This window comes from Streptomyces sp. NPDC055400, from assembly GCF_053644375.1.
The window spans coordinates 50993-72481 of the sequence record NZ_JBSHLM010000011.1; the positions used below are offsets into that span (position 1 = coordinate 50993).

At 66.4% G+C, this 21489-nt stretch carries 21 protein-coding genes and 3 pseudogenes; 10 read left to right on the plus strand and 14 right to left on the minus strand.

The window, feature by feature from the left end; translation table 11 throughout:
- Positions 1 to 36 precede the first annotated feature (36 nt).
- On the plus strand, positions 37 to 774 hold the full coding sequence (locus tag ACWIGU_RS27595) for a dienelactone hydrolase family protein (RefSeq protein ID WP_454404389.1): 738 nt from the start codon (positions 37 to 39) through the stop codon (positions 772 to 774).
- Positions 775 to 1453: 679 nt separating this feature from the next.
- On the opposite strand, the gene ACWIGU_RS27600 is transcribed toward ACWIGU_RS27595, so the two are convergent.
- A complete protein-coding gene (locus ACWIGU_RS27600; protein WP_454404390.1) occupies positions 1454 to 1660 on the minus strand; it encodes a hypothetical protein in 207 nt (68 codons plus the stop codon).
- Positions 1661 to 1861: 201 nt separating this feature from the next.
- On the opposite strand from ACWIGU_RS27600, the gene ACWIGU_RS27605 reads away from it, so the two are divergent.
- A complete protein-coding gene (locus tag ACWIGU_RS27605; protein WP_454404391.1) occupies positions 1862 to 2932 on the plus strand; it encodes a hypothetical protein in 1071 nt (356 codons plus the stop codon).
- 586 nt (positions 2933 to 3518) lie between these two features.
- Here the strand turns inward: ACWIGU_RS27605 and ACWIGU_RS27610 are convergent.
- Positions 3519 to 3797: pseudogene (locus tag ACWIGU_RS27610) on the minus strand (hypothetical protein); the annotation flags it as partial.
- Between the two features lie 98 nt (positions 3798 to 3895).
- On the opposite strand from ACWIGU_RS27610, the gene ACWIGU_RS27615 reads away from it, so the two are divergent.
- A complete protein-coding gene (locus ACWIGU_RS27615) occupies positions 3896 to 4816 on the plus strand; it encodes a LysR family transcriptional regulator (protein WP_454404392.1) in 921 nt (306 codons plus the stop codon).
- A 158-nt stretch (positions 4817 to 4974) separates the two neighbouring features.
- On the opposite strand, the gene ACWIGU_RS27620 is transcribed toward ACWIGU_RS27615, so the two are convergent.
- From ACWIGU_RS27620 to ACWIGU_RS27635, 4 genes are all read right to left on the minus strand, one after another.
- On the minus strand, positions 4975 to 5478 hold the full coding sequence (locus ACWIGU_RS27620; protein WP_454404393.1) for an SRPBCC domain-containing protein: 504 nt from the start codon (positions 5476 to 5478) through the stop codon (positions 4975 to 4977).
- 3 nt (positions 5479 to 5481) lie between these two features.
- Positions 5482 to 6003, minus strand: coding sequence for an SRPBCC domain-containing protein (locus ACWIGU_RS27625; RefSeq protein WP_454404394.1), 522 nt, complete (start codon positions 6001 to 6003; stop codon positions 5482 to 5484).
- Between the two features lie 53 nt (positions 6004 to 6056).
- Complete coding sequence (locus ACWIGU_RS27630; RefSeq protein WP_454404395.1) at positions 6057 to 6428, minus strand: hypothetical protein; 372 nt, start codon at positions 6426 to 6428, stop codon at positions 6057 to 6059.
- 235 nt (positions 6429 to 6663) lie between these two features.
- Complete coding sequence (locus ACWIGU_RS27635; RefSeq protein WP_454404396.1) at positions 6664 to 7596, minus strand: NAD-dependent epimerase/dehydratase family protein; 933 nt, start codon at positions 7594 to 7596, stop codon at positions 6664 to 6666.
- 137 nt (positions 7597 to 7733) lie between these two features.
- Between ACWIGU_RS27635 and ACWIGU_RS27640 the strand changes: the two genes are divergently transcribed.
- Both ACWIGU_RS27640 and ACWIGU_RS27645 read left to right on the plus strand, forming a co-directional pair.
- Positions 7734 to 8675: a LysR family transcriptional regulator gene (locus ACWIGU_RS27640; RefSeq protein ID WP_454404397.1), complete on the plus strand. Its 942-nt coding sequence runs from the start codon at positions 7734 to 7736 to the stop codon at positions 8673 to 8675.
- Positions 8676 to 8919: 244 nt separating this feature from the next.
- On the plus strand, positions 8920 to 9876 hold the full coding sequence (locus ACWIGU_RS27645; RefSeq protein ID WP_454404398.1) for a zinc-binding dehydrogenase: 957 nt from the start codon (positions 8920 to 8922) through the stop codon (positions 9874 to 9876).
- A 114-nt stretch (positions 9877 to 9990) separates the two neighbouring features.
- Here ACWIGU_RS27645 and ACWIGU_RS27650 read toward each other — a convergent pair whose 3' ends face one another.
- The gene (locus tag ACWIGU_RS27650; RefSeq protein ID WP_454404399.1) at positions 9991 to 10482 is read right to left on the minus strand and encodes a GNAT family N-acetyltransferase; all 492 of its coding nucleotides are present in this window, start codon (positions 10480 to 10482) and stop codon (positions 9991 to 9993) included.
- A 155-nt stretch (positions 10483 to 10637) separates the two neighbouring features.
- On the opposite strand from ACWIGU_RS27650, the gene ACWIGU_RS27655 reads away from it, so the two are divergent.
- The 3 genes from ACWIGU_RS27655 (at position 10638) to ACWIGU_RS27665 (ending at position 13207) form a co-directional block, all read left to right on the plus strand.
- Entirely contained in the window at positions 10638 to 10781 is a 144-nt protein-coding gene (locus tag ACWIGU_RS27655) for a hypothetical protein (RefSeq protein ID WP_454404582.1), read from the plus strand.
- 357 nt (positions 10782 to 11138) lie between these two features.
- Positions 11139 to 11726 carry a TetR/AcrR family transcriptional regulator gene (locus ACWIGU_RS27660; protein WP_454404400.1) on the plus strand — a complete coding sequence of 196 codons (588 nt, stop codon included), beginning with the start codon at positions 11139 to 11141 and terminating at the stop codon, positions 11724 to 11726.
- A 74-nt stretch (positions 11727 to 11800) separates the two neighbouring features.
- Positions 11801 to 13207, plus strand: a complete 1407-nt coding sequence (locus tag ACWIGU_RS27665; RefSeq protein ID WP_454404401.1) for an amidase — start codon at positions 11801 to 11803, stop codon at positions 13205 to 13207.
- A gap of 212 nt (positions 13208 to 13419) precedes the next feature.
- Here ACWIGU_RS27665 and ACWIGU_RS27670 read toward each other — a convergent pair whose 3' ends face one another.
- The 5 genes and pseudogenes from ACWIGU_RS27670 to ACWIGU_RS27690 all read right to left on the minus strand — a co-directional run bounded on the left by ACWIGU_RS27670 (position 13420) and on the right by ACWIGU_RS27690 (position 16322).
- The gene (locus ACWIGU_RS27670; RefSeq protein WP_454404402.1) at positions 13420 to 13932 is read right to left on the minus strand and encodes an AAA family ATPase; all 513 of its coding nucleotides are present in this window, start codon (positions 13930 to 13932) and stop codon (positions 13420 to 13422) included.
- A gap of 119 nt (positions 13933 to 14051) precedes the next feature.
- Positions 14052 to 14969, minus strand: a complete 918-nt coding sequence (locus tag ACWIGU_RS27675) for an NADP-dependent oxidoreductase (RefSeq protein WP_454404583.1) — start codon at positions 14967 to 14969, stop codon at positions 14052 to 14054.
- Positions 14970 to 15065: 96 nt separating this feature from the next.
- Positions 15066 to 15296: pseudogene (locus tag ACWIGU_RS27680) on the minus strand (DUF4158 domain-containing protein); the annotation flags it as partial.
- Positions 15297 to 15408: 112 nt separating this feature from the next.
- Entirely contained in the window at positions 15409 to 15951 is a 543-nt protein-coding gene (locus tag ACWIGU_RS27685; protein ID WP_454404403.1) for an SUKH-4 family immunity protein, read from the minus strand.
- 197 nt (positions 15952 to 16148) lie between these two features.
- A complete protein-coding gene (locus tag ACWIGU_RS27690) occupies positions 16149 to 16322 on the minus strand; it encodes a hypothetical protein (protein WP_454404404.1) in 174 nt (57 codons plus the stop codon).
- 113 nt (positions 16323 to 16435) lie between these two features.
- Between ACWIGU_RS27690 and ACWIGU_RS27695 the strand changes: the two are divergent.
- Positions 16436 to 16574: pseudogene (locus ACWIGU_RS27695) on the plus strand (IS5/IS1182 family transposase); the annotation flags it as partial.
- A 39-nt stretch (positions 16575 to 16613) separates the two neighbouring features.
- Here the strand turns inward: ACWIGU_RS27695 and ACWIGU_RS27700 are convergent.
- Positions 16614 to 16829: a hypothetical protein gene (locus tag ACWIGU_RS27700; RefSeq protein ID WP_454404405.1), complete on the minus strand. Its 216-nt coding sequence runs from the start codon at positions 16827 to 16829 to the stop codon at positions 16614 to 16616.
- A gap of 420 nt (positions 16830 to 17249) precedes the next feature.
- On the opposite strand from ACWIGU_RS27700, the gene dnaE reads away from it, so the two are divergent.
- Positions 17250 to 20852, plus strand: a complete 3603-nt coding sequence (dnaE, locus tag ACWIGU_RS27705; RefSeq protein WP_454404406.1) for a DNA polymerase III subunit alpha — start codon at positions 17250 to 17252, stop codon at positions 20850 to 20852.
- A 238-nt stretch (positions 20853 to 21090) separates the two neighbouring features.
- On the opposite strand, the gene ACWIGU_RS27710 is transcribed toward dnaE, so the two are convergent.
- Positions 21091 to 21468, minus strand: a complete 378-nt coding sequence (locus ACWIGU_RS27710; protein WP_454404407.1) for a hypothetical protein — start codon at positions 21466 to 21468, stop codon at positions 21091 to 21093.
- Between the last annotated feature and the right edge of the window lie 21 nt (positions 21469 to 21489).

Below are 21489 nucleotides of genomic sequence, written 5' to 3' on the forward strand. Positions count from 1 at the left end.
CCGGACCGGGCTTGACGATCACTACAGTCCAGTCTCATGACGACGATTACGACGCGTACGGTCGAGTACCCGGCCGACGGTTTGACGATGATCGGGCACCTCGCGCTCCCGGCCGGTGTCGACCGCCGGCCCGCGGTGCTGCTCGGACCAGAGGGCATGGGGCTCAGCGACGTCGAGCGCCGCCGGGCCGATGCTCTCGCCGAGCTGGGATATGTAGCGCTGGCCTTCGATCTTCACGGCGGGCGCTATTTGGGTGACCCCGAGGAGATGCTGGCCCGTTGCATGCCACTGCTCGCTGATCCCGACCGGATGCGGGGCATCGGCCATGCGGCGCTCGACGTGTTGCGCGCCGAACCGCGGACCGACCCCGACCGGATCGCCGCCGTCGGTTATGGCACCGGGGGCGCCATCGGGCTGGAACTCGGGCGTGATGGCGTCAGCCTGCGCGTAATCGGGACAGTCAACGCACTGACCACGGGCCGACCGGGCGAGGCGGCGCGCATCCGCTGCCCGGTGTGGGCCGGGGTCGGGTCGGAAGACCCGATCATGCCGCCCGCGCAGCGGGACGCGTTCACCGCTGAGATGCAGGCCGCGGGCGTCGACTGGCGCCTCGTGGTCTACGGCGGCGCCTTGCACGCCTTCCACCACCCGCCGGTCGACCATCCCGTGGTCCCCGGCGTCGGCTACCACCCACGGCACGCGCAGCGAGCCTGGCGCGACGTCGTCGACCTGCTCGCCGAGTGCCTGCCCGTGACGGAGGATCTGGGGGCATGACCCAGGTAAGGCCCAGGTAAGGATGCTGGCGCGGTTCTGGCTCATCCCGCCACGAGCTGCTCGGGTGGCTAGCCGAATACGGACTCCACCCGGAAGCCAGGGCGACGATCCGCTCCGTGCTCTCCACCGACGAAGGCCGCCCTCACGTCCGCTGAACTGCGAAAGCCCCGACCAAGTTCGAGAGTCTGCCGAGTCGTCCCCCGCTCAGCCGGACCGCAGCTTGATGGACGCGTTCACGTTCCGGGCCTGCATAGAGGTCTAGGAGTGACAGGGCGCTCGCAGCCTCGTCATACGAAAAGGTGGCGTCGCAGAGTTGACGTGTTGCAGGACACGGCCATGCCCGTCATCCTGCCCACCGTTGACGCAGTCGGCAACGGCCCGGTCCGCTCGGGAGGTTGAACGACACGCTGAGGCCACAGACCTCGCATGACTCACACCGATCGCTGCCGCAGCAGAGCACTCGCCCAGGACGGCGACCTTGGCACCGCGAGCAAGCCCTCGGCTGCCGCGTGGTGCGCAGCCGAGGGTCTACTCGCCCGTTACGGCCCGGCGGTTGGCGGTGCCGGAGGGGCCGCCGTGCCCGGAGTGCTGTCGGGAGGTGGCGACTCCCAGGAGCGCCCGGTACCCGGAGCGGGAGTGACGTGCTGCTCTTCCACCGTCGGGCGGGTCGTCCACCACATCACGCCCACAAGACCAACGGCGCACGCACCACCGACGAGCAGCCCAACCCGGGGGGCGTCACCGTGAAGCGCACACGGCGCAGGCCCAGCCAGCCGACGCATGCCCCTGCGAAAACCGCGATCGTCGAGGTGAGATCGCCGTTCCTGTAAGTGACCAGCAGGGCGTCATAGTTGGAGAACAACACCAAGAGCGTCGCGTAGAGCACGGCGACGACCGCGCACAGTGCCGCCTCTCCGACGGCCAGGCGCGGGCGCTCCTCGACGAGGCCGCGCGCCCCACATTCGACGAAGGTCTACGGGCACCGGTCCCAAAGTCGAGAGACGGCCACGGACATCGGTCCCAAGGTCGAGCGGACCTGACCGTCTGTACGTTCCGAGCTCATCGCCCGAAACGTAGCCTCAGAGATATGACTGGACGTATTGCCCGCCGTCCAGGGAGACGCCGGGCCCTTGCGCTCTTCTTCCTGGCGCCCCTTGTGGGCGAGTTCCTGCTCGGGAATACGCCGATCACCAACCCCTTTGCTCTGTTCCTGTTCGCCCCTATGTACGGCGGTGGCGCGCTGCTCATCCGCGAGGCGGCCCGGCGCGCTGGGCGCGCCTGGCCGACGGTCATCGCACTGGCCGCCGCTTACGCACTCCTGGAGGAGGGGCCCGTCGACATGATGCTGTGGAACCCCAGTTACGGCGGCTTCGATGTCGGCACGGCCTACTCCGGCACCTATCTGCCGGGCCTGGGCACCAGCCTCCAGATGCTGCAGGACGTCCTTTCGATGCACGCCGTGTGGAGCATCTGTGTCCCGATCGCCCTGATCGAAGCGTTCGACTCCGCGTCCGCGCCCCGTCCCTGGCTGAGCCGTCGGGGAACGGCCCTTGTCGCCACCGTGTTCGTGCTGGGTACCGCCCTACTGTGCGCGTTCCAAATCGCGGGGACGGGGTTCGTCGCTTCGCCCGCCCAGCTGGCGTGGTCGTCCGCGGTGATCGTGGTCATTGCCGTCGGTGCGTTCTTCATGGGGCGCCGCCCCACCGCGCCGGGCTTCGCACTCGCCCCGCGCCCCCATGTCGTGGCCCTGGCGGCGTTCGTGGCGACCAGCCTGTACTGGGCCCGCGACCTACTGCCCGAGGAGTTCCCGGCGTGGCTGCTGTGCGCGACGTGGTTCGTCCTGGTGGGCGTGTCCGTGGCGCTGTGCGTGCGCTGGGCGCGCGGTCGAGGTTGGGGCCCGGCCCACCGTCTGGCCCTCGCGAGCGGCGCACTGTTCACCTACGTCTGGGCCGGTTTCGTGCACGGTCTCGCCGTGGGCACGCCGCTCCCGCTGGCTCTGGCCACCAGCGTGCTACTCGGCGCAGGCGCGCTGTGGCTGCTGCGCGGGGCATGGCGCGCGGTACGCGCCACCTGGCAGATCCCCCTCGACCAGGGCCAGATGCAGCTCCTGGGCAAGACACACGCCGGCCAGGCACCCGTCCCGCGGACGCCGGAGTGAGGGCTGCCGGACCCGAAGGGGCCCACCCGGACCGGCCGGACCAGCAGCCTCGGTGACCGGGCAGTTCGGTCGAGGCTGCCGGCCATAAACCGGTGGTCTTCCGTGTCGGATCGTCACCAGCCGATGAGTGGCGTCGGATCGCCCGCCTCGTACCCGCGGCCGCCACGGTGGCTGCCAGTCTCACGGTGCGTGCAGCCACAAGCGAGGAGCATCGGAGGAGTTCGGTGCATCTCCATACGATCACCGCGAACGGCGGACCCTGTTCCGGGCAGGCCCGGTCGTGTTCCCGCAGTGAGTGTGTCCCGCGCTGGTCATGTCGCTTATGGCGCGGTGTCATTCCCGGGCCGTGTTGCGTTGGGGCCTCGGAGCGTGTCGCTTTGTGGTGTCCGTCGCGCCTGTGGGAGTCGGGCTGATGATGCGGCAGATGGCGTCGGCGTAGCTGCAGGACTGGGGGTCGGTCTCGGCTGCTTGCTGGGCAAGGTGACGCAGGCCGTGCCGAGGAACAGGAGGGTCCCGCCGAGCCCCCGGGCGCGCGGTCGGTCGCTGCGGCTACGAGTTGGTGGCCGATGCCGCGTCCTTGCACGGCGGGAGCCACGGCCGTCTTCGCCAACTCGAACTCGGCATCCGGATAGGCCAGGAGTGCGATGCATCCGACTACAGCTCCGCTGCCCGGCTCGCGCGCCACGAGCACGTCGCCGCGCGCGGCCACGATGCGCCCGAACGGATCGCCGAGCCCAGCTCGGTCCTCTTCCTGCAGGGTGAACAGGCGCGAGTTCCACTCCTCGTTCAGCGCGTAGAACGCATCGGCATCACTCTGTGAGGCGATTGAAGAGACCTTGATCGGGTCAGAGGCGTCCGGCGGCATGGGGCGGGTTCCCTTTCCGGTGCGGCTCCCCGTAGCCCCTGACCTCACTCACTCATATGTCCAATACAAACCCTGACGTCTATCAATAAGCTCAAGCTATGGATCAACGAATCGAGCTCCGCCATCTGCGGTACTTTCTGGCTCTCACCGAGGAGCTGCACTTCGGCCGGGCCTCCCAGCGGCTGCACATCGCTCAGCCCGCCCTGTCCCAGCAGATCAGACAGCTTGAGAAGATCGTGGGCGTCGAGCTGTTCCGGCGGACCTCTCGGAACGTCCGCCTCACAGAGGCGGGAGCGGCGTTCCAGCCACGGGCTCAGAACCTTCTGGACTGTCTGGCGGCCGACCTCGACGAGGCCAGGCGTGTCGGCCGTGGCGAGGCCGGCCGTCTGGATGTCGCCTTCATTACCTCCGCAACCGCGATCGTCAGCGAACACCTCCGTGAATTCTCCCGCCGCCGCCCCGAGGTCCAGGTCAAGCTGCACGACGGCTTCACCACCGACGTCCTGGCGGCCCTAGAGCGAGGCACAGCTGACGTCGGGATCGTCCGGGACGCTGAGAAGCGAGACGACATCGACCTCTCGCTCCTGACATCAGAACGGTTCGTCGCCGTCGTCCCCACAGAGCACCCAGCCGCCGAGAGTGGCCAGGTGGAAGCGAGGCAGCTGGCGACTGACCCGCTGATCCTGTTCCCCCGTTCAGCGGGACCCCAGGCGTTCGACACGAACACACAGCCATTGCGGAACGTCGGTATCGACGTCCAGGTCGCGCAGGAGTGCTCGAACTGGCACACCATCATCACCTTCGTCGCGGCCGGCCTCGGTGTCAGCATCGCCCCATACAGCGTCACGACACTGCTTCCCGCAGGCGCCCGAAGGCTTGAACTCGACGGACCTCCCGCAGTGAGCCAAATCTTCATGGCCACCCGCCGAGGAGACGACCGTCCCCTCGTACAAGCCTTCATTGCAGCATCTGACTCCATGACAGACCCTGACGACGACCGGACGACGAGAGTGCGCTGACCCGGAGGCGAGTACCGCAGGCAAGGGCCGCCTGAGGGGCGTACTGTGCGCAGCTTCACCACCACGCTTGGATCATTCAACCCCTGTAATTACGCCGCAGGCGATGCCGACGGCGTCAGGGTTTAGGGGCCTCGCCCTCTCCCATGCATTTGTGTGGGTCAGGCCGCGGGCTTCGCTACTTTCGCCTCTGCGGCACGGGCGAGGCGTTCGACCCAGTCCTGGTGATAACGGTAGAGCGCACCGGGGTGCTTATGACCGAGCTCCTCGAGGAAGAAGGGGCCCTGCTGCGTTTCCTCGGTCAGTACGTGACAGCCATTGTCTGTGGGCGTGATTATCCAGCCGTGGTACGCGCTCGAACCGGTTTCGTCGCCGTCGACTGTCGTCTCCCAGGAGAGCCTGGTGAAGGGCTCATACTCCGTCACGTTGAGCGTCATGGGAAATCCAACCGTCACCCGGCTGTACGTGGTTCCGAGCGCCAGTACCGACTCACCACTCAGGATCTCGACGTGATCTTCGGGAGGGAAGTAGCTGGACCAGTTCTCGGCGTCAACGAGCAGCTCCCATACCGCTTCAGGCGGCGCCTTCACGTCGATATCGTTGAGCGCGTAGAGAGCCGACAACTTCGGGTCATATCGTGCGGGCCAATTCACCTTTTCATACATCGGCTATTTCCCTTTCTGGGTGTTTTGGAGAACGCCGGCTCGATTTTCACGATCGGTCGCCACCTTGGCGAGCGCCGCGAGAAGGTTCTCGTGTGTACGCCAAAAGACTTCAGGATCCTGCTTCGCCAATTCGATCCAGAGCGGGCCCTGCATCGTCTCTTCGGTCCAGAGGTGGCTCCCCTTCGGCGTGGGTGTGATGATCCAAGCGTGGTAAGCCCTGGATGCTTCCGACACCGTGGGGTAACCGCCCCAGGCGATACGCGTCACAGGCTGGAACTCCTGTACGGATGCGAAGACGTCCTGGCCGGCCAGGTTGGTTTCGAATCGAGTTCCGAGGCGCAGTGAGCCATGGTCGTCAAGCAACTGGACATGTTCGACACCTGGGTAGAAGGCGGGCCAGGTGTGGGGGTCTACGAGCAGGGACCAGATCGTTTCAGGAGAGGCTTCGACCTCGATCTCGTTGGTGAAGTGGATCGGGGAGCGACTGGGGGCCAGGGCCTCCGGCCAATTTATTGCTTCGAACACGGAAATCTCCAGATCTTGGAAAGCAGGCGGAATGGAATGCCTAACCGGTTCGTTCAGAGTTCGCCGGGAACGGCAAACCGGTAAAACAGGCCGCCTACCGGCTGGCTGCCCATGAGCAGCCAGACCGCGTTTTCGAAGTCGCGGGCTCGGGAGAGGTCCCCGACGCGCACCGGGTCGTAGCCGGCGTCGCGGATGAGCTGCTCGGTGACGTCGAGGGCGCCCTCGTCAGCGACGTACCAGTTGCTCGGCCGCACTCGCTGCTTGTGCACTTCGCCGTACAGGGCTGCGAAGTTCATGTTGAAGCTCTTGGCCACCGGGGCGTGGGTGAAGGACTTCACCTCCTCGGCGTATGACGGAAAGGTGCCATCACGTGCAGGCATGATGTTGGTCGCGTCGATCGCGATCTTCCCCTCGAGCCCTGTCACCTTGCTCAGGGACTCCGAGATCGTTGCGCCGGGTACGGCAACCAGGACGGCGTCCGCGTCCGAGGCGTCCCCGCCTTCACGGCCGAGCTCTTCGACCTCGTGACCTGCGGCCTGCGGCCTGCCACAGGGTGGCCAGCCCTCCGCCGACCATTCCTCTTCCGATCGTGACGATCTTCATTTTGTTGTCTTCCCTCAGTTGAACGTTGACGTATGTCGGTTGAACGTGGCTCACGCTTCACGCGCGGCTGACGGCCACCGAATCTCTGACGGCGTCCAGACCGGCAGCGTGCGTAACAACGGGCTCGTATCCGAGCTCGGCTACGGCCTTGTCCGTCCGCAGGGTGCACTGCTGCCCGAGGAACCATCGAGCGGGAACGGGGACCTCGCGGGCGGCGGTTTCGGCGTCCAGGTCGGGGATCGGGACATCGACGCCGTAGATCTCGAACTGGGCCTCCAGGAACTCGCGCAGGATGACGCGCTGCCGGTCGGTGACGAAGTAGGCCTGACCTGGGCGGCCGCGCTGCCATCCGAGCATGAGTCCCTCGACAGCGTTATCGACGAACGTGACGTCAGTGGTGTGCCGGCCTCCGCCGATCCAAGCGAACTGCCCCGCCTTTGCCGCAGCTGCCAAGCCTTCGACGAGGAAGCTGCCGGGACCCCAGACGAACCTCGGGCGGATCGACACTGTGGCGAAGTCCGGGGCGTTCGCATCGAGCACGAACTTCTCGGCCACGGCCTTCACCGCGCTGTAAGCGGCTTCCGAGTCGGGCCGCAGCGGCGCGGTCTCGTCGACGTCCACGAGCGGGGCACCGGCCAGGAGGGCGGCTTCACTCCCGCAGTGGACGAACCGTGGCACCTGCGCGTAGCGGGCCGCATCGACAGCTGCCTCGGTACCGCGAACCGTCACCAGCTCATGACGCTCACGGTCAGCGGCGATGTCCGTCTCGGCAGCGAGGTGGAACACCACATCACTGCCCGTCAAATCGCTGCGCCACGTGGTCGGGTCGGTCAACTCGCCCCGCACGGGCTTGGCGCCCAGCGCCGAGACCTTTGCAGCCGAAGCCTCACTTCGAACCAGAGCACTCACTGAGTGCCCCTCGCTGAGGAGCCGGCGTACCAGTACCTGGCCGATGAACCCCGAACCGCCGGTGACGAATGCCTGAGGCATGAACTTCTCCCTTCGCTCTGCGCGAGCCCCTCTCGCCTGCCTTGAGCGAGAGGGCGTCGTGGGTTAGAGCAATCGGAGGTCCAGAGCTCTTCCCTCGATAGCATTCATGCTTCGATGGCTTGCGATAAAATTTGTGGATGGCTTCTCTTCGGGCGCTGGAGTGCCTCGTCGCGGTCGCGGACTCCGGATCGATCACACAGGCCGCGCAGCTGCTGCATTCGTCGCAACCCGCTGTCTCTCATCAGCTCGCTTCGTTGGAACGCGAGACCCGAACGGTCCTGCTTCGCCGCGAGCCCCGAGGGGTCAAGCTCACTCCTGCGGGGCGTGCCGCCGTCGCGGATGCCAGACGAGCGATCGAAGCGGCCGCCGCTGCGGTGAGGTCAGCACGTGCGGCGGGTCAAGCGGCCGGCGGGGTCCTGCGGTTGGCCTGCGCGCAGAGCCTCACGGTGCCGCTGCTCGCTGCGGTCATCCGCCAGTGGCATCGCCGCTACCCCGAGGTCGCGATCACACTGCGCGAGTCCACGGCGATGGACGAGGCGCTCGGCCTCGTCGGCACTGACGAAGTCGACGTGGCGGTGCTGACCGCTCCCTCGGCCGGCCGATTCACGATCACCCCGGTCGCCGAGGAGGAGATCGTATTGGCGGCACCGAGTAGCCACGTGCTGGCCGAGCAGTCGGCTGTACGCCTTGAGGACCTGGACGGTGTGGCGCTTGTTCACTACGCACCGGACAACGGCCTCAGCGCCTGGCTCGACCAGTCCTTCGCCCGCGCCGGAGTCCACCCGGAGACGGTGATGAGGACATCGGTCACTGCAGCGGCACCGCAGCTCGCGGCTGCCGGTCTGGGAATCGCCGTGTGCCCCGTGAGCGCGGTCAGCCACGGCTTTCCGGGAGCAGTGCGATCGTTCTCTCCGCGGTGGGTCAGGCAGCTGGCGGCGGTGACGTCCGCGGAACCGGATCCGCTCGTCGCACGGTTCATCGGCGACCTGCGCAGTCACGGCATGCGTGTGCCGCACAGCGTGCGGACTCAGCTCGCACGGGCCGCGGCAGCCGACACAGCAGGCCGAGCACGGCCGTGAACCCAGGGTTGCGCCGACACCCATCGATTCGGTGACGGTCAGACCCAAACAAATCGACAGTCGGGGCGACGGGTTCCCGGAATCTCCGTCGACGAGATCACGTCGAGCCCCGAATGACACGGTCAATCCAATCCATTCGGAAGGCTCCGTCATGTCGTCGACAACGAACGAAAGTCTCGGCCGGGAGCAGTGCCGGACCATGCTCCGTACATCCATCCCGCGAAAGTACTGAGAGGTTCTTGCGGTGTCGCAGAAGCTCATTCGCGCCATCACCGTGGACCAGTCCGCCGAGGACCGGCTGGCGGTTCGCCATGTGCAGCCGGCGGCACCGCAGCCCGGTGAGATCGCCGTCCGTGTGGCGGCGGTCTCCCTCAACCGTGGCGAGACCAAGCGTGCGCTGACGGTCAGTGAGACCGGGACGCGCCCCGGATGGGACTTCGCCGGGATCGTTGAGGACAGCTTGGACGTCCCAGGCGCTCCCGCCATCGGGACGCGAGTGGTCGGCATCGTGTCGGAGGGCGCCTGGGCGGAGCGTATTCACGCACCCCTGACGTCCGTCGCTGTGGTGCCCGACAGCATCTCGGACGCACAGGCTGCCGGCCTCCCGCTCGTCGGTCTCACGGCACTGCACGCGTTGCGCAAGGGCGGTTCGCTACTGGGACGCAAAGTGCTGATCGACGGGGCGACGGGCGGTGTCGGGCAGACGGCGGTCCAGCTCGCCTCGGTCTCCGGCGCCCGCGTCTACTCCCACGTCCGCAATGACGAGGCGCGAGCGGTGGTCGCGGCCTTGGGGCTCGGGGACATCATCGTCGGCGACACCCTGGAGGCGGCTCGTGCGCACGGCCCGTTCGACGTCATTCTCGATTCGCTCGGGGGCTCCGCTCTGTCGGCCGCCATGACCATGCTGAACAGGCGAGGCACGTGCGTGACCATCGGCACGACCGAGAGTCCGGATGTGCGGTTCGACAACAACGGTTTCCTCTTCACCCTGGGAGCCACCCTGCACGGGATGATCATCTTTGACGAACTGGCGCGCAGCGGGCCGGCCGCCGACGGGCTGGCCATTCTGCTCGGCTTGGTCACGCGAGGGCTTCTGAAGCCCTCCGTGGCTGTCGAGGCACCGTGGACGGACGTGACCGAGGTCGCCAAGGACTTCCTGGCCGGACGCATCCCGGGCAAGGCCGTTCTCCACGTTTCTTGAGGCACGCCGCGCACAAGACCCGTCGTACGGGCGGGAGTTCCCCGAGGCAGGAGGCACAGCAACCGCTCGGTGTGCGCGAGTCTCAAGATAGGTTCCCGGCGCTGGGCCGGAAATTTACAGCAATTCCATGAGGATGTCGGCGCGCGCATAGTAGTCGGACACGGGGAGTCGGTCGCGGGTGATTCTGACGAACCCAGCGTCCTCGTAGAGGTGAAGAGCGGGAGTCAGCTTCGTGTTCGTGCCGAGGAACAGGCGGGTCCCACCTAGCGCTCGGGCACGGTCGATCGCGGCGGCTACGAGCCGACGGCCGATGCCGCGTCCTTGGGTGGCGGGAGCCACGGCCATCTTCGCCAGCTCGAACACGTCATCCGGATAGGCCAGGAGTGCAATGCATCCGACGACGGCTTCACTGCCCGGCTCGCGGGCCACGAGCACGTCGCCGCCCGGGGCCACGATGCGGCCGAACGGATCACCGAGCACGGCTCGGTCCTCGTCCTGCAGGGTGAACAGGCGCGAGATCCACTCCTCGTTCAGCGCGTAGAACGCATCGGCGTCGCTCTGCGAGGCGATTGAGGAGACCGTGATGGAGGCTGAGGCGTGCGGCATGGGGCGGGTTTCCTTTCCAGTGCGGCTCCCCGCAGCCTCTGACCTCACTCACCCATATGTCCAATACAAGCCTTAGCGGCTATCAATAAACTTGAGCTATGAATCAATGAATCGAGCTCCGCCATCTGCGGTACTTCCTGGCTCTGACCGAGGAACTGCACTTCGGCCGCGTCTCCCAGCGGCTGCGCATCTCTCAGCCCGCCCTGGTGGCCGACCAGGCAGCGCGTCATGAGCAGCGTCATCGGTTTCGGCAGACCATCGACCATTGCCTGGGCACCGTGGTGCGGCGTTCGATGTGATGTTGCCAGGTGGCGGGTGCGTATCAGGCGGGTGAAGCACCGCTTGACGATCTACCCGTCAGTTCAGGTGGAATCCGGCAGCGGAGATCGTCCGCTGCGCCACGACCACGGACTGAGGAGATGCGTTGGGCAAGGCGGTACTTGAGGAGAAGTGGCTGGTGCTCGGTCGGCACGAGCGGGGGCCCGGTGGCTGCAGGTGCGGACCGATGTGGACCGGGCGCACCGGGCCATCGATGCCTGGAGCCCTGGCCGATCGAGTACCCGGGATTGAGAGCGGGGGACGTCGACCACTGGCCGCGAAGGTGACCTCAGCCTCCGAGCTAGACGACCGGTCTAATCTGATGTTACGGTGAATCCATGTCAGTCACCAAGGTGGAAACGCGGCAGAGCCTTCTGGATACCGCGCGGCGGATCGTAGCCGTGAAGGGCTACGCCGCGGTCGGCATCAACGAGATCCTCGCCGAGGCCGGCGTCCCGAAGGGGTCGTTTTACCACTACTTCGGTTCCAAGGACGCCTTCGGTGAGGCGATGTTGAAGAGCTACTTCGACGAGTACCTCACGACCATGGACGGGATCGTTGCCGACAAGGGCAAGAGGTCCGCGGAGCACCTGATGAGGTACTGGCAGAACTTCTACGACACGCAGGTCGTGGACGACTGCCAGGGCGGATGCCTTGTCGTCAAGCTCGGTGCGGAGATCGCCGACCTCTCCGAGGCAATGAGAGCGGCGACGAAAGTCGGGACCACGGCGATCGTCGACCGACTGGAGCAGATGATCACCAACGGCATTGCGGATGGGTCCGTGTCCGTCGATGACAACCCCCGCACGACGGCCGAGGCCCTCTACAGCCTGTGGCTCGGAGCGAGCGTAATGGCGAAGATCCATCGCAGCCCGGACCATCTCGACCGCGCCATGACCGTCACGCGCCAGGTCCTCCACGTCTGACAAGCCGCCGCCGCCCGCGGCGCACCAGCCTGGGCGGCATTCAATAGTAGACCGGTCTAGTTAGGGGGATCGTCATGACCACCGACCTCATCTACTCCGACGCGAGCGAACTCGCTGAACTGATCCGCGACAGGAAGGTGTCATCCGTCGAGGTGGTGCAGGCGCACCTCGATCGCATCAAGGCCACCGATCCGAAGGTCAACGCCATCGTTACGCTCGCCGACGGTGCTCTGGAGGCCGCGAAGGCCGCGGACGAAGCGCTGGCTGCGGGCGTGGAGATAGGGCCGCTGCACGGCGTGCCGTTCACGGTCAAGGACTCGTTCGACACCGCCGGGGTGCTGACCCAGCGCGGTTCCCCGATCTTCGAGGGCCGTATCCCGGACACGGACGCCACCAGCGTGGCACGTATGAAGCGCGCCGGGGCGATCCTCCTCGCGAAGACCAACCTCCCGGAGTTCTCGTACTCGACCGAGTCCGACAACCTGCTGACGGGCAGGACGAACAACCCCTGGAACCTCGACCGCACGTCCGGCGGTTCCAGCGGCGGGGAATCGGCGGCGATCGCGGCCGGCATGTCGCCGCTCGGGCTCGGCAGCGACCTGGCCATCTCGGTGCGCGGGCCGGCTGCTCACACCGGCATCGTCGCCCTCAAGGCAACGCATGGGCGTATCCCGATGACGGGGGTCTGGCCGCGGGTACCGCGCCGTGACTGGCATGTCGGCCCGATGGCCCGCACCATCCGCGACCTCGCACTGGCGTACTCGGTGCTTTCCGGCCCGGACGGCGCCGACGGCTTCGCCACCGTCCCGCGCGAATTCGACGCCGGCGTAGGCGCCTCGCCGGACCGGCCCGTCCGCGTCGGCTGGCTGGTCGACTCCGGACTCGGCCCGATCGACTCGGAGGTCGCTGCCACCGTGCAGAAGGCCGCCGAAGCGCTGCAGGGCGCTGGGGTTCAGGTCGAGGCTGTGAGCATCCCGGCGCTCGAGCGGGACAATCCTCTCGACCTCTTCTACCGGCAGCACGTCATGGAGGTGAAGCCGGCCTTCCGGGACGTCACCGCCGGTCACGAGGACCAGATGGCCAAGGTCTCCACGTCCATGCTCGCCGGCCCCGACACATCCGTAGAGGACTACGTCCTGGCCGAACAGGGCATCGAACGTCTCCGGGACGCATTCACCGAGTACTTCCAGCAGTACGACGTCCTGCTGCTCCCGGTTCTGCCCATCCCTGCCCATGAACACGGACTCACGCAGTTCACCATCAACGGTCAGACGGTGGACGCCGCCCACATCCAGACAGCGACGATTCCGTTCAACCTGACCGGACTCCCGGCGCTGTCCATGCGGTTCGGCACGAGCAGCGACGGCATGCCGATCGGTGTGCAGCTGGCAGCCAACTGGCACTCCGAGTCGACGATCCTGCACATCGCGTCGCTGCTGGAGTCGCTCAGCCCCGTCCGTGACCAGCACCCCACCGTCTGACAGACGCGAAAGGCTCCAAGCGCTTCGAGGGGCGCGACAACCATCGTGCCCTTCGAAGCGGTCCGTCCAGGACCGCTGGCGCGTGATCACCGGAGCCCACCTGGTCCCCTTGGTCCGGGCCGGCGCCCGGTTCGAGAACGGCGTCCTGGTCGAGCGAGTGCAGGCCACTGCCGCCTGATGGACCTTGCGATCCTGCCGTGAGCCCACAAAGGTCAGGAAGCCGCCGCCAGGAACTCAAGAGCCGCCGACACGTTGGACGACTCGTCGATGACGGCGTCCAGCACCAAGCGGTGATCGGTCCACGGAGCGAACTCCTCCCGCAGCCGTTCCACCGCCCCCCACGTCGGTTCCAGGAAGCCATCAATCCCGCGGGAGCGCCCTACCAGCCGCTGGCGGTGCACTACCGGATCCGAACACACCACCTCGATGAACGCCACCGGCACGCCATGGCGATCCGCCAGCGACCGCCACTGCTCCCGCGCTGCTTCCACGGCGTTGACCGCGTCGGCGATCACCGTCTGGCCAAGGGCGAGGACACCCCCGGCCACGGCTTCGGCCACGACATACGCCGCCAGGCCGGTGGGCTGGTTACGCGCCACCCCCGCACGCCACATCGCTGCCTCGATCGGGTCGACAGAGACGACCGGAGCAGCCAGCCTCCGCCCCAACGCCTCGGCCACCGAACTCTTCCCCGCACCGGGCAGCCCCGCCAACACGATCAACATGACGACACCCTCGCACCACCGACCGCTGCCAAGGCCAGAACCGGGCAGGCATCCCCGGCCCGGTCATCCAGGCACACCACCTCATCCACAGGATTTGACAATTGCTCCGCCGTCACTCCCTACGGGCGTACGCGGATGACTGTCTTTCCACGGCGTCGCGTGGTCGGGTTAAGGGCACCAACGGCATCATCCAAGCTCGCGACGTCACCGATGTTTGTCCGCAGCCGTCCGTCCCGCACCCGCTGCACGATCTCACCCAGTCCGGCACGATCGACCTCGACAACGAAGTCCACCGCCAGGCCGTCAGCGGGTCGCGCCTCGACCGGGCCGACGACGGACACCAGCGTTCCTCCAGCCTTGATCAGGGCAGCGGACCGCTTCTGAACGTCGCCACCGATGACATCGAAGACCAGATCGACGCCACCGACGTCTTTCAGCGCGTCATTCTCGAGGTCGACGAACTCATGCGCACCGAAGTCGAGTGCCTTCTCACGGTCGGCGGCGCGTCCGGTGCCGATGACGTAAGCGCCGGCCTCACGTGCGAGCTGGGTGACCATCGTCCCGACTGCCCCGGCCGCGCCATGGGCGAGGACGGTCTGGCCAGACTGAAGGCGGCCGTGCTGGAACAGCCCCTGCCACGCCGTCAGACCTGAGATGGGCAAGGACGCGCCTACCGTGAAGTCGACATCGCCGGGCAGCGGTGCGAGGTTGCGTGCTTCGATCGCCACGTACTCCGCCAGCGTGCCGTCACGGTGCCAGTCAGCGAGGCCGAACACCCGCTGCCCGACCGACAGCCCCGTCGTGCCGTAGCCGAGGGCGCTGACCACTCCGGCCAGCTCGTGGCCGGGGATCGACGGTGTCTTGTCACGGCCGGCGCGATCGGTCCAGGTCGATGGCCACTCCATCTCAGTCGGGACGAAGCCCGATGCATGAATCTGAACGATGACGTCGTTGATCGATGCGGACGGCTCAGGCCGCTCCGTCAGCGTCATCCCGGCCGTTCCCGCGGCCGGGTCGGTTACCACAATGGCTTTCATTGAGATCGTCCTCTTCCTCGCATGTGCTGTGGGTTTTGTTTCCGGGTGGGTGTCTAGTGGGTGCTTAGACGAAGGTGAACAGTTGGTCACCGTCGAGTCCAGCTCCGACACCCGCGCCCCCGACGGCACGGTCAGCAGGAAATCGAGGACCGCCCGCTGACCGGTGCTCAGCAGCCCGTAGAGGCTGTCCCACCGTCACCGGTTCGCCGCCTCCCGCACCGACGCGACCAGCCGGGCGAGCGTCGTCACGCCGGGCAGCAGCACCCGACGCTCGCGCAGCCACCCCACCGACGCGTCGAAGAGCGCCTTCGGCCCCTCCCCCGTAGTTCGTCACCGAGTCGCTGCGGGAGTTCGAGTCGCGCTCCATCTGATGGACGACGTCGTAGACATCGCCATGAACCAAGGGATATCGCTTGGGGATCGTGGCGGCCGCGGGCAACTACCAGAGCCGGCGGTCTAGGAACTCGGCCCAGATGAACCCGTGATAGCCATCGAAGGCAGGCGGATCGATCTTCTTGAGTTCGTCAGCGAGCATGCTGAGCTCGGCCAGGGCTTCGTCCTCGCGGTCATCCGGATCGCTCAGGATCTCGGACTCGCTGACGTGCAGGCCGTAGTGGTGCAGGGTACGCAGCCACAGGTCGATGGAGGAGTTGGCGAACCATGCCTCGCCTTGAGGAAGGACGTAGTAGACCGTCCCTGTGCCGGGTTCGACGCCGAACGACCATTGCAGTCCTGGCACGAGGTCGCCATGGTGATTCTGAGTGAGGAGGTAGAGCGCCCTACCAGCTGCCGTCTGGAGTGCTGGATCCGCCTCCACCTGGAACGATACGTACTCGATCAACTGATCAACGATAGGGATCCCGACATCGACAAGTAGTGCCTTCTGTTCCTCGGGGATCTGCCAGCCAGACACGACTGCCGAGTCTGCCCTCGTAACGTTCCCGGTGCCGGCCCAGGCAGTGAGCTCGTCGGACGTTGTCATGGGAGAGTCCTTCCACGGCTGGCTGCGATGCGGACCCTATCGAGGCGCCCAGGAGACGTCCCTCTGCAGATTCCAGGTGCCCTTGACGGTCATGAGCCCGTTCTCGCCGCCGAGGTCGGCGGTGTGTCGCGTGTGTGGGCGTACCAGAAGTGGGCGTCGAGACCGCCGCCGGTCTGGTGCAGATCGCCCTTGCCCTCTTACTGGCCGAGGCCAGGGCCGGTCGCGGCGGGGTCGGAGTTGAACGTGAACTGAAAGTTGCCGGCGTCGGTGCCGGTCGCTCCGCATGAGCCGTAGGTGTTCGTCTGGTCGGGTATGGAGTGCACGATCAGCGAGTTGGGCGGCGTGCTGCTCTCGGTGGAGCAGACGGGCATGCCGGACTGGAGCCGGGTGCCGCGACCCGGTTCGGCGACCAGGGTCTGGTACTTGATGTTCGCGAAGCCGCCAGTTGTGGCGCGCAGTCCCTCTTCCAGGTGGCGTTGAATTCGTCGAACGCAGCATGTCCTGGCTGGCCGGATACCGCCGCCTCGACCACCGCTACGAAGAGAACTCAGGCAACTACCTGGGTTCCTCGGACTCGCATCCGCCTCTGCTGATACAAACGGCTCCTCAACCGCACCGTCTAGGACACGGTCCTACTGCCGTTCGACGGCCCATCAGACGGGTCAGCCTGACTCCTGTCGAAGGACGCGGCGAGCCGCCTCAGCCTCGGCTGCCGACGGGGACACCTCGTCGAGGACATCAAGCTCGTCATCCCCCTCCAACTCCCGTTCCCAGGCTGCGGCGAGCCGCTCCTGCTCCTCCCCCGGCCTGGACGCGACGGTCTCTCGGTCCTCAGGCGCCAGAGCCGCCAGGAAGCGTGCGACTGAGTCGTTCGGCATGCTGAGCACCCCTTCGCTGGGTATGGTGCTGGTCCGGGCTCAGCATGATCAATCAGTCCGGCGATCGCGGCCCGACACAGCCGCAGCACACCCGGATGGCGCCATCTCGAGTGCCAAGCCTCGCCCGACTCGTACCGCCCCGAGCACGCCCTGCAAGCTTCCTTGCTCACGCGCTCGTGCGGGCAATCGACGAGGACTCGCCAGACCTCAAGAGCGCGGCGCGCCTCGATTGCGTAGCCGGTGCCTGTCCGGGGCAATTGCGTTCACTCGCCGGTGTGTTGCGACGGCTTTGCGTGATCCGCCGAGGTCATCGGCTTGGCACGATTCCGGTCCTTCACGGGGCGCGCCAAGCAGGCCATCTGATCTCCGCAGAGGCATAGGGTGAGGGCTTCCCAGACCTGCTTCGGAGGTGTCTGCCCGGTGGCCGATAGCTTTGTTCACCTGCACAATCACACCGAATACTCGATGCTCGACGGCGCTCAGAAGCTGAAGCCGATGTTCGCCGAAGTCGAGCGGCAGGGCATGCCTGCGGTCGCGATGAGTGACCACGGCAACATGTTCGGTGCGTACGAGTTCCACAAGGTGTCCACGGGCTTCGACGGCGTCAAGCCGATCATCGGGATCGAGGCGTACGTCGCCCCTTCCTCGCGGCGAAATCGGAAGCAGGAGTTCTGGGGGCCCGGCGGGCAGCGGGCCATGTCGGATGACGGTGAGGGCTCGAAGGACGTCAGTGGCGGCGGGCGCTTCACGCACATGACGATGTGGGCGCAGAACGTGACCGGTCTGCGCAATCTGTTCTACCTGTCCACCGAGGCGTCGTACACGGGCCAGTTCCCGGCCGGCAAGCCGCGCATGGACATGGAGTTGATCAGCGAGCATGCCGAGGGCATCATCGCGACGACCGGATGTCCTTCCGGTGCGATTCAGACCCGTCTGCGTCTGAAGCAGTACGACGAGGCCCGCGAGGTCGCCGCCGCGTACCAGGACGTTTTCGGCCGGGAGAGCTATTTTCTCGAGCTGATGGATCATGGCCTGTCCATCGAGCGGGATGTCCGCGACGGGTTGCTGCGCCTGGCCAAGGACCTGAAGATCCCGCTCCTGGCCACCAATGACGCTCACTACATCCACGCGGACCAGGCCGACGCGCACGACAACCTGCTGTGCATCGGTGTCGGTAAGAACAAGGCCGACGAGAAGCGCTTCCGGTTCTCAGGGAACGACTACTACCTGAAGTCCGCTGAGCAGATGCGTGAGTTGTTCTCCGAGATGCCTCAGGCCTGCGACAACACGCTCCTGATCGCGGAGCGCGTGGAATCGTACGACGAGGTCTTCGGCAACATCGACGAGATGCCTCAATTCCCTGACGTCCCCGAAGGGGAGACGCAGGAGTCGTGGCTGCGCAAGGAGGTCATGAAGGGCCTCGTCATGCGTTACGGCGACCCGGTTCCGGCCGAGGTCCTCGAGCGGTTCGAGACCGAGATGACGGTCATCGGCCCGATGGGGTTCTCCTCCTACTTCCTCGTGGTCGCCGACATCTGCAAGTACGCGCGCGACAACCAGGTGCCGGTGGGGCCGGGCCGTGGATCGGCCACCGGATCGATCGTGGCGTATGCGACGCGCATCACCGAGCTGTGCCCCCTGGAGCACGGTCTGCTGTTCGAGCGGTTCCTCAACCCCGAGCGCATCAACCCGCCGGATGTCGACCTCGACTTCGACGACCGCCAGCGCGACTTCATGGTCCGCTACGTCGTCGACAAGTACGGCGACGAGTACACCGCCATGGTCAACACCTTCGGCAAGATCAAAGCCAAGAACGCGATCAAGGACAGCTCGCGCATCCTGGGCTACCCCTTCCAGCACGGCGAGCGCATCACCAAGGCCCTGCCCGACGACATCATGGGCAAGTCCATCCCGCTGGACGGGATCTTCGACTCCTCGCACCCCCGCTACGGCGAGTGCGGCGAGATCCGGGCGATGTACGAGAACGAGCCGGACGTCAAGAAGGTCGTCGACACGGCCAAGGGCGTCGAGGGCCTGACCCGCGGCACCGGCGTGCACGCGGCCGCGGTCATCCTGTCCAAGACCAAGCTGACCGACCGGATCCCGCTGCACATGCGGGCCAAGGACGGCGTCAAGATCACCGGGTTCGACTACCCGAGCTGTGAAGACATGGGCCTGGTGAAGATGGACTTCCTGGGTCTTCGGAACCTGGGAGTCATCGACCACGCCATCCAGAACATCCGCGAGAACCGCGCAGTCCACCTGGCCACCGTCGATCCGGGCAACGGCGACACGAGCCAGGTCGTCATCCCGCTCGACGACAAGACCACCTACGAGCTCCTGGCCTCCGGCGACACCTTCGGCGTCTTCCAGCTCGACGGCGGCGGCATGCGGACCCTGCTCAAGGCGATGGAACCGACCCGGTTCGAAGACATCGCGGCCGCCCTCGCCCTGTACCGCCCCGGCCCGATGGCCGCGAACGCGCACATGAACTACGCGCACCGCAAAACGGGCCGCCAGGAAATCCAGCCGATCCACCCGGAGCTCGAGGAAGCCCTCGAGCCGATCCTCGGCAACACCTTCCACCTGCTCATCTACCAAGAGCAGATCATGGCGATCGCCCGGCAGCTCGCCGGATACACGCTCGGCGGCGCCGACCTGCTGCGCCGCGCGATGGGCAAGAAGAAGCCCGAGGTGCTGGCCGCCGAGTGGGAGAAGTTCCACGCCGGCATGCGGGGCAACGACTACTCCGAGGAGTCCATCAAGGCCCTGTGGGACGTCATGCTCCCCTTCTCCGGGTATGCGTTCAACAAATCCCACACCGCCGGATACGGGCTCGTCTCCTACTGGACCGCCTACCTGAAGGCCAACTATCCCGCCGAGTACATGGCCGCACTGCTCACCTCCGTCGGGGACGACAAGGACAAGGCCGGCATCTACCTGGCCGACGCCCGCAAGATGGGCGTCACCGTCCTGCAGCCGGACGTCAACGAATCGGTCGCCGAGTTCGCGGCCATCGGCGACGACGTCCGCTTCGGCCTGCGGTCGGTCCGCAACGTCGGCGACAACGTCATCGAATCGGTCATCGCAGGACGTAAAGCCGGCGGGAAGTTCAGCAACTTCGCCGACTTCCTGGACAAGGTCGACCTGCCCGCGCTCAACAAACGCGCCATCGAGTCTCTGATCAAGGCGGGTGCCTTCGACTCGCTCGGCCACAGCCGCAAAGGCCTCTCCGCGGCCCACGAGTACGCGATCGACGCGGTCGTACCCGTGAAGAAGGCCGCGGCGTACGGGCAGGACGACCTGTTCGCCGGCCTGAACGACGACGCCGGCGACGGCGACAGCCAGACCTTCGGCATCGACATCAAACTCGACGAGAGCGAATGGCCCCGAAAGCAACTCCTGTCGACGGAACGGGAGATGCTCGGCATGTACGTCTCCGCGCACCCGCTGGACGGCACCGAGAACATCCTCGCCGCCCACCGGGACACCACGATCCCCGACCTGATCGCCTCCGGCCGCACCGAAGGCGTCGTACGGCTTGCCGGACTCATCACCAGCGTGCAGCCCAAGATGACCAAGCAAGGCAACCCCTGGGCCATCGTCAACCTGGCCGACCGCGACGGCCAACTGGAAGTGCTGTTCTTCCCCGCGACGTACACACTCGTCATGGGCGCGCTCGCCGAGGACAGCGTGATCTCCGTCCAGGGCCGCATCAACGACCGAGACGGCACGATCAACCTGGCCGGGCAGGAACTCCAGGTCCTCGATGTGACCTCCGCCGAACGCAACGGCGCCGCCCCGATCCAGCTCCACCTGCCCTACCACCGGGTCAACGACCCCTCAGTACGCGAGCTGAAGCGCATCCTGCGCGCGCACCCCGGGCCCAATCCCGTCCGCCTGAGCATCCGGGGACCACGCAAGACGACGGTCTACGCACTCAAGGACACCGTTGACGCAGGATCGATCGCATCCGACATCAAGGGATCGTTCGGCCCTGACACATGGCACGGCATCGCGTGACCAACTCCCATTCGGGTTCTGATCCAACTTCTGTGGTGTGCCTACTCCCTGTGACCGTTGGCCGTGCTGGTAGGTCTCGCGAGATCGTCTAGAAACTGCCGGTGCCAACCGCGTTCGGGCTGATGATTCTGGGCTGTGCGCGAGGTACTGCTCCGGCTGGAAGAGTTGCTCTTCCTGGCGGATCCGGGGATCAGGGTGGAGTCGGTGCAGGACGATGGCGAGGTGATCCGAGTCGGTGTCAGATGCCGGACGGCCGGGGGTGGTGGTGACGGTTTTCGGCGGGCAGACCGCCGGCGGCGGGGTGGCTGACGGAGGTGACGGCGTCGGCTGCGTTGTAGGCGACGGTGGTGGTGTAGCTGCCTGCGAGTCCGGTGACGTTGCTGGGGAGGGTGAGGGTTGTCTCGGTCGGTCGTCCCCGTCCGTCGTACTTGCCGATCTTGGTGGTGTAGGCGTTCCCGCCAGTGTCGCGGCTGATGGTCTGGCTGATCTGTCCCTTGCCGCCGGTGGCTGCGTCCCACTGCCAGGAGGCGAGCTGGGTCGACCCGCTGGTGACGGCTATTTTCCGGCCGAGGTTGTCGTAGCCGTAGTTGAGGGAGGCGTGTACGGGGCGCTTCATGGGTACCCGGCGCCGCACCGG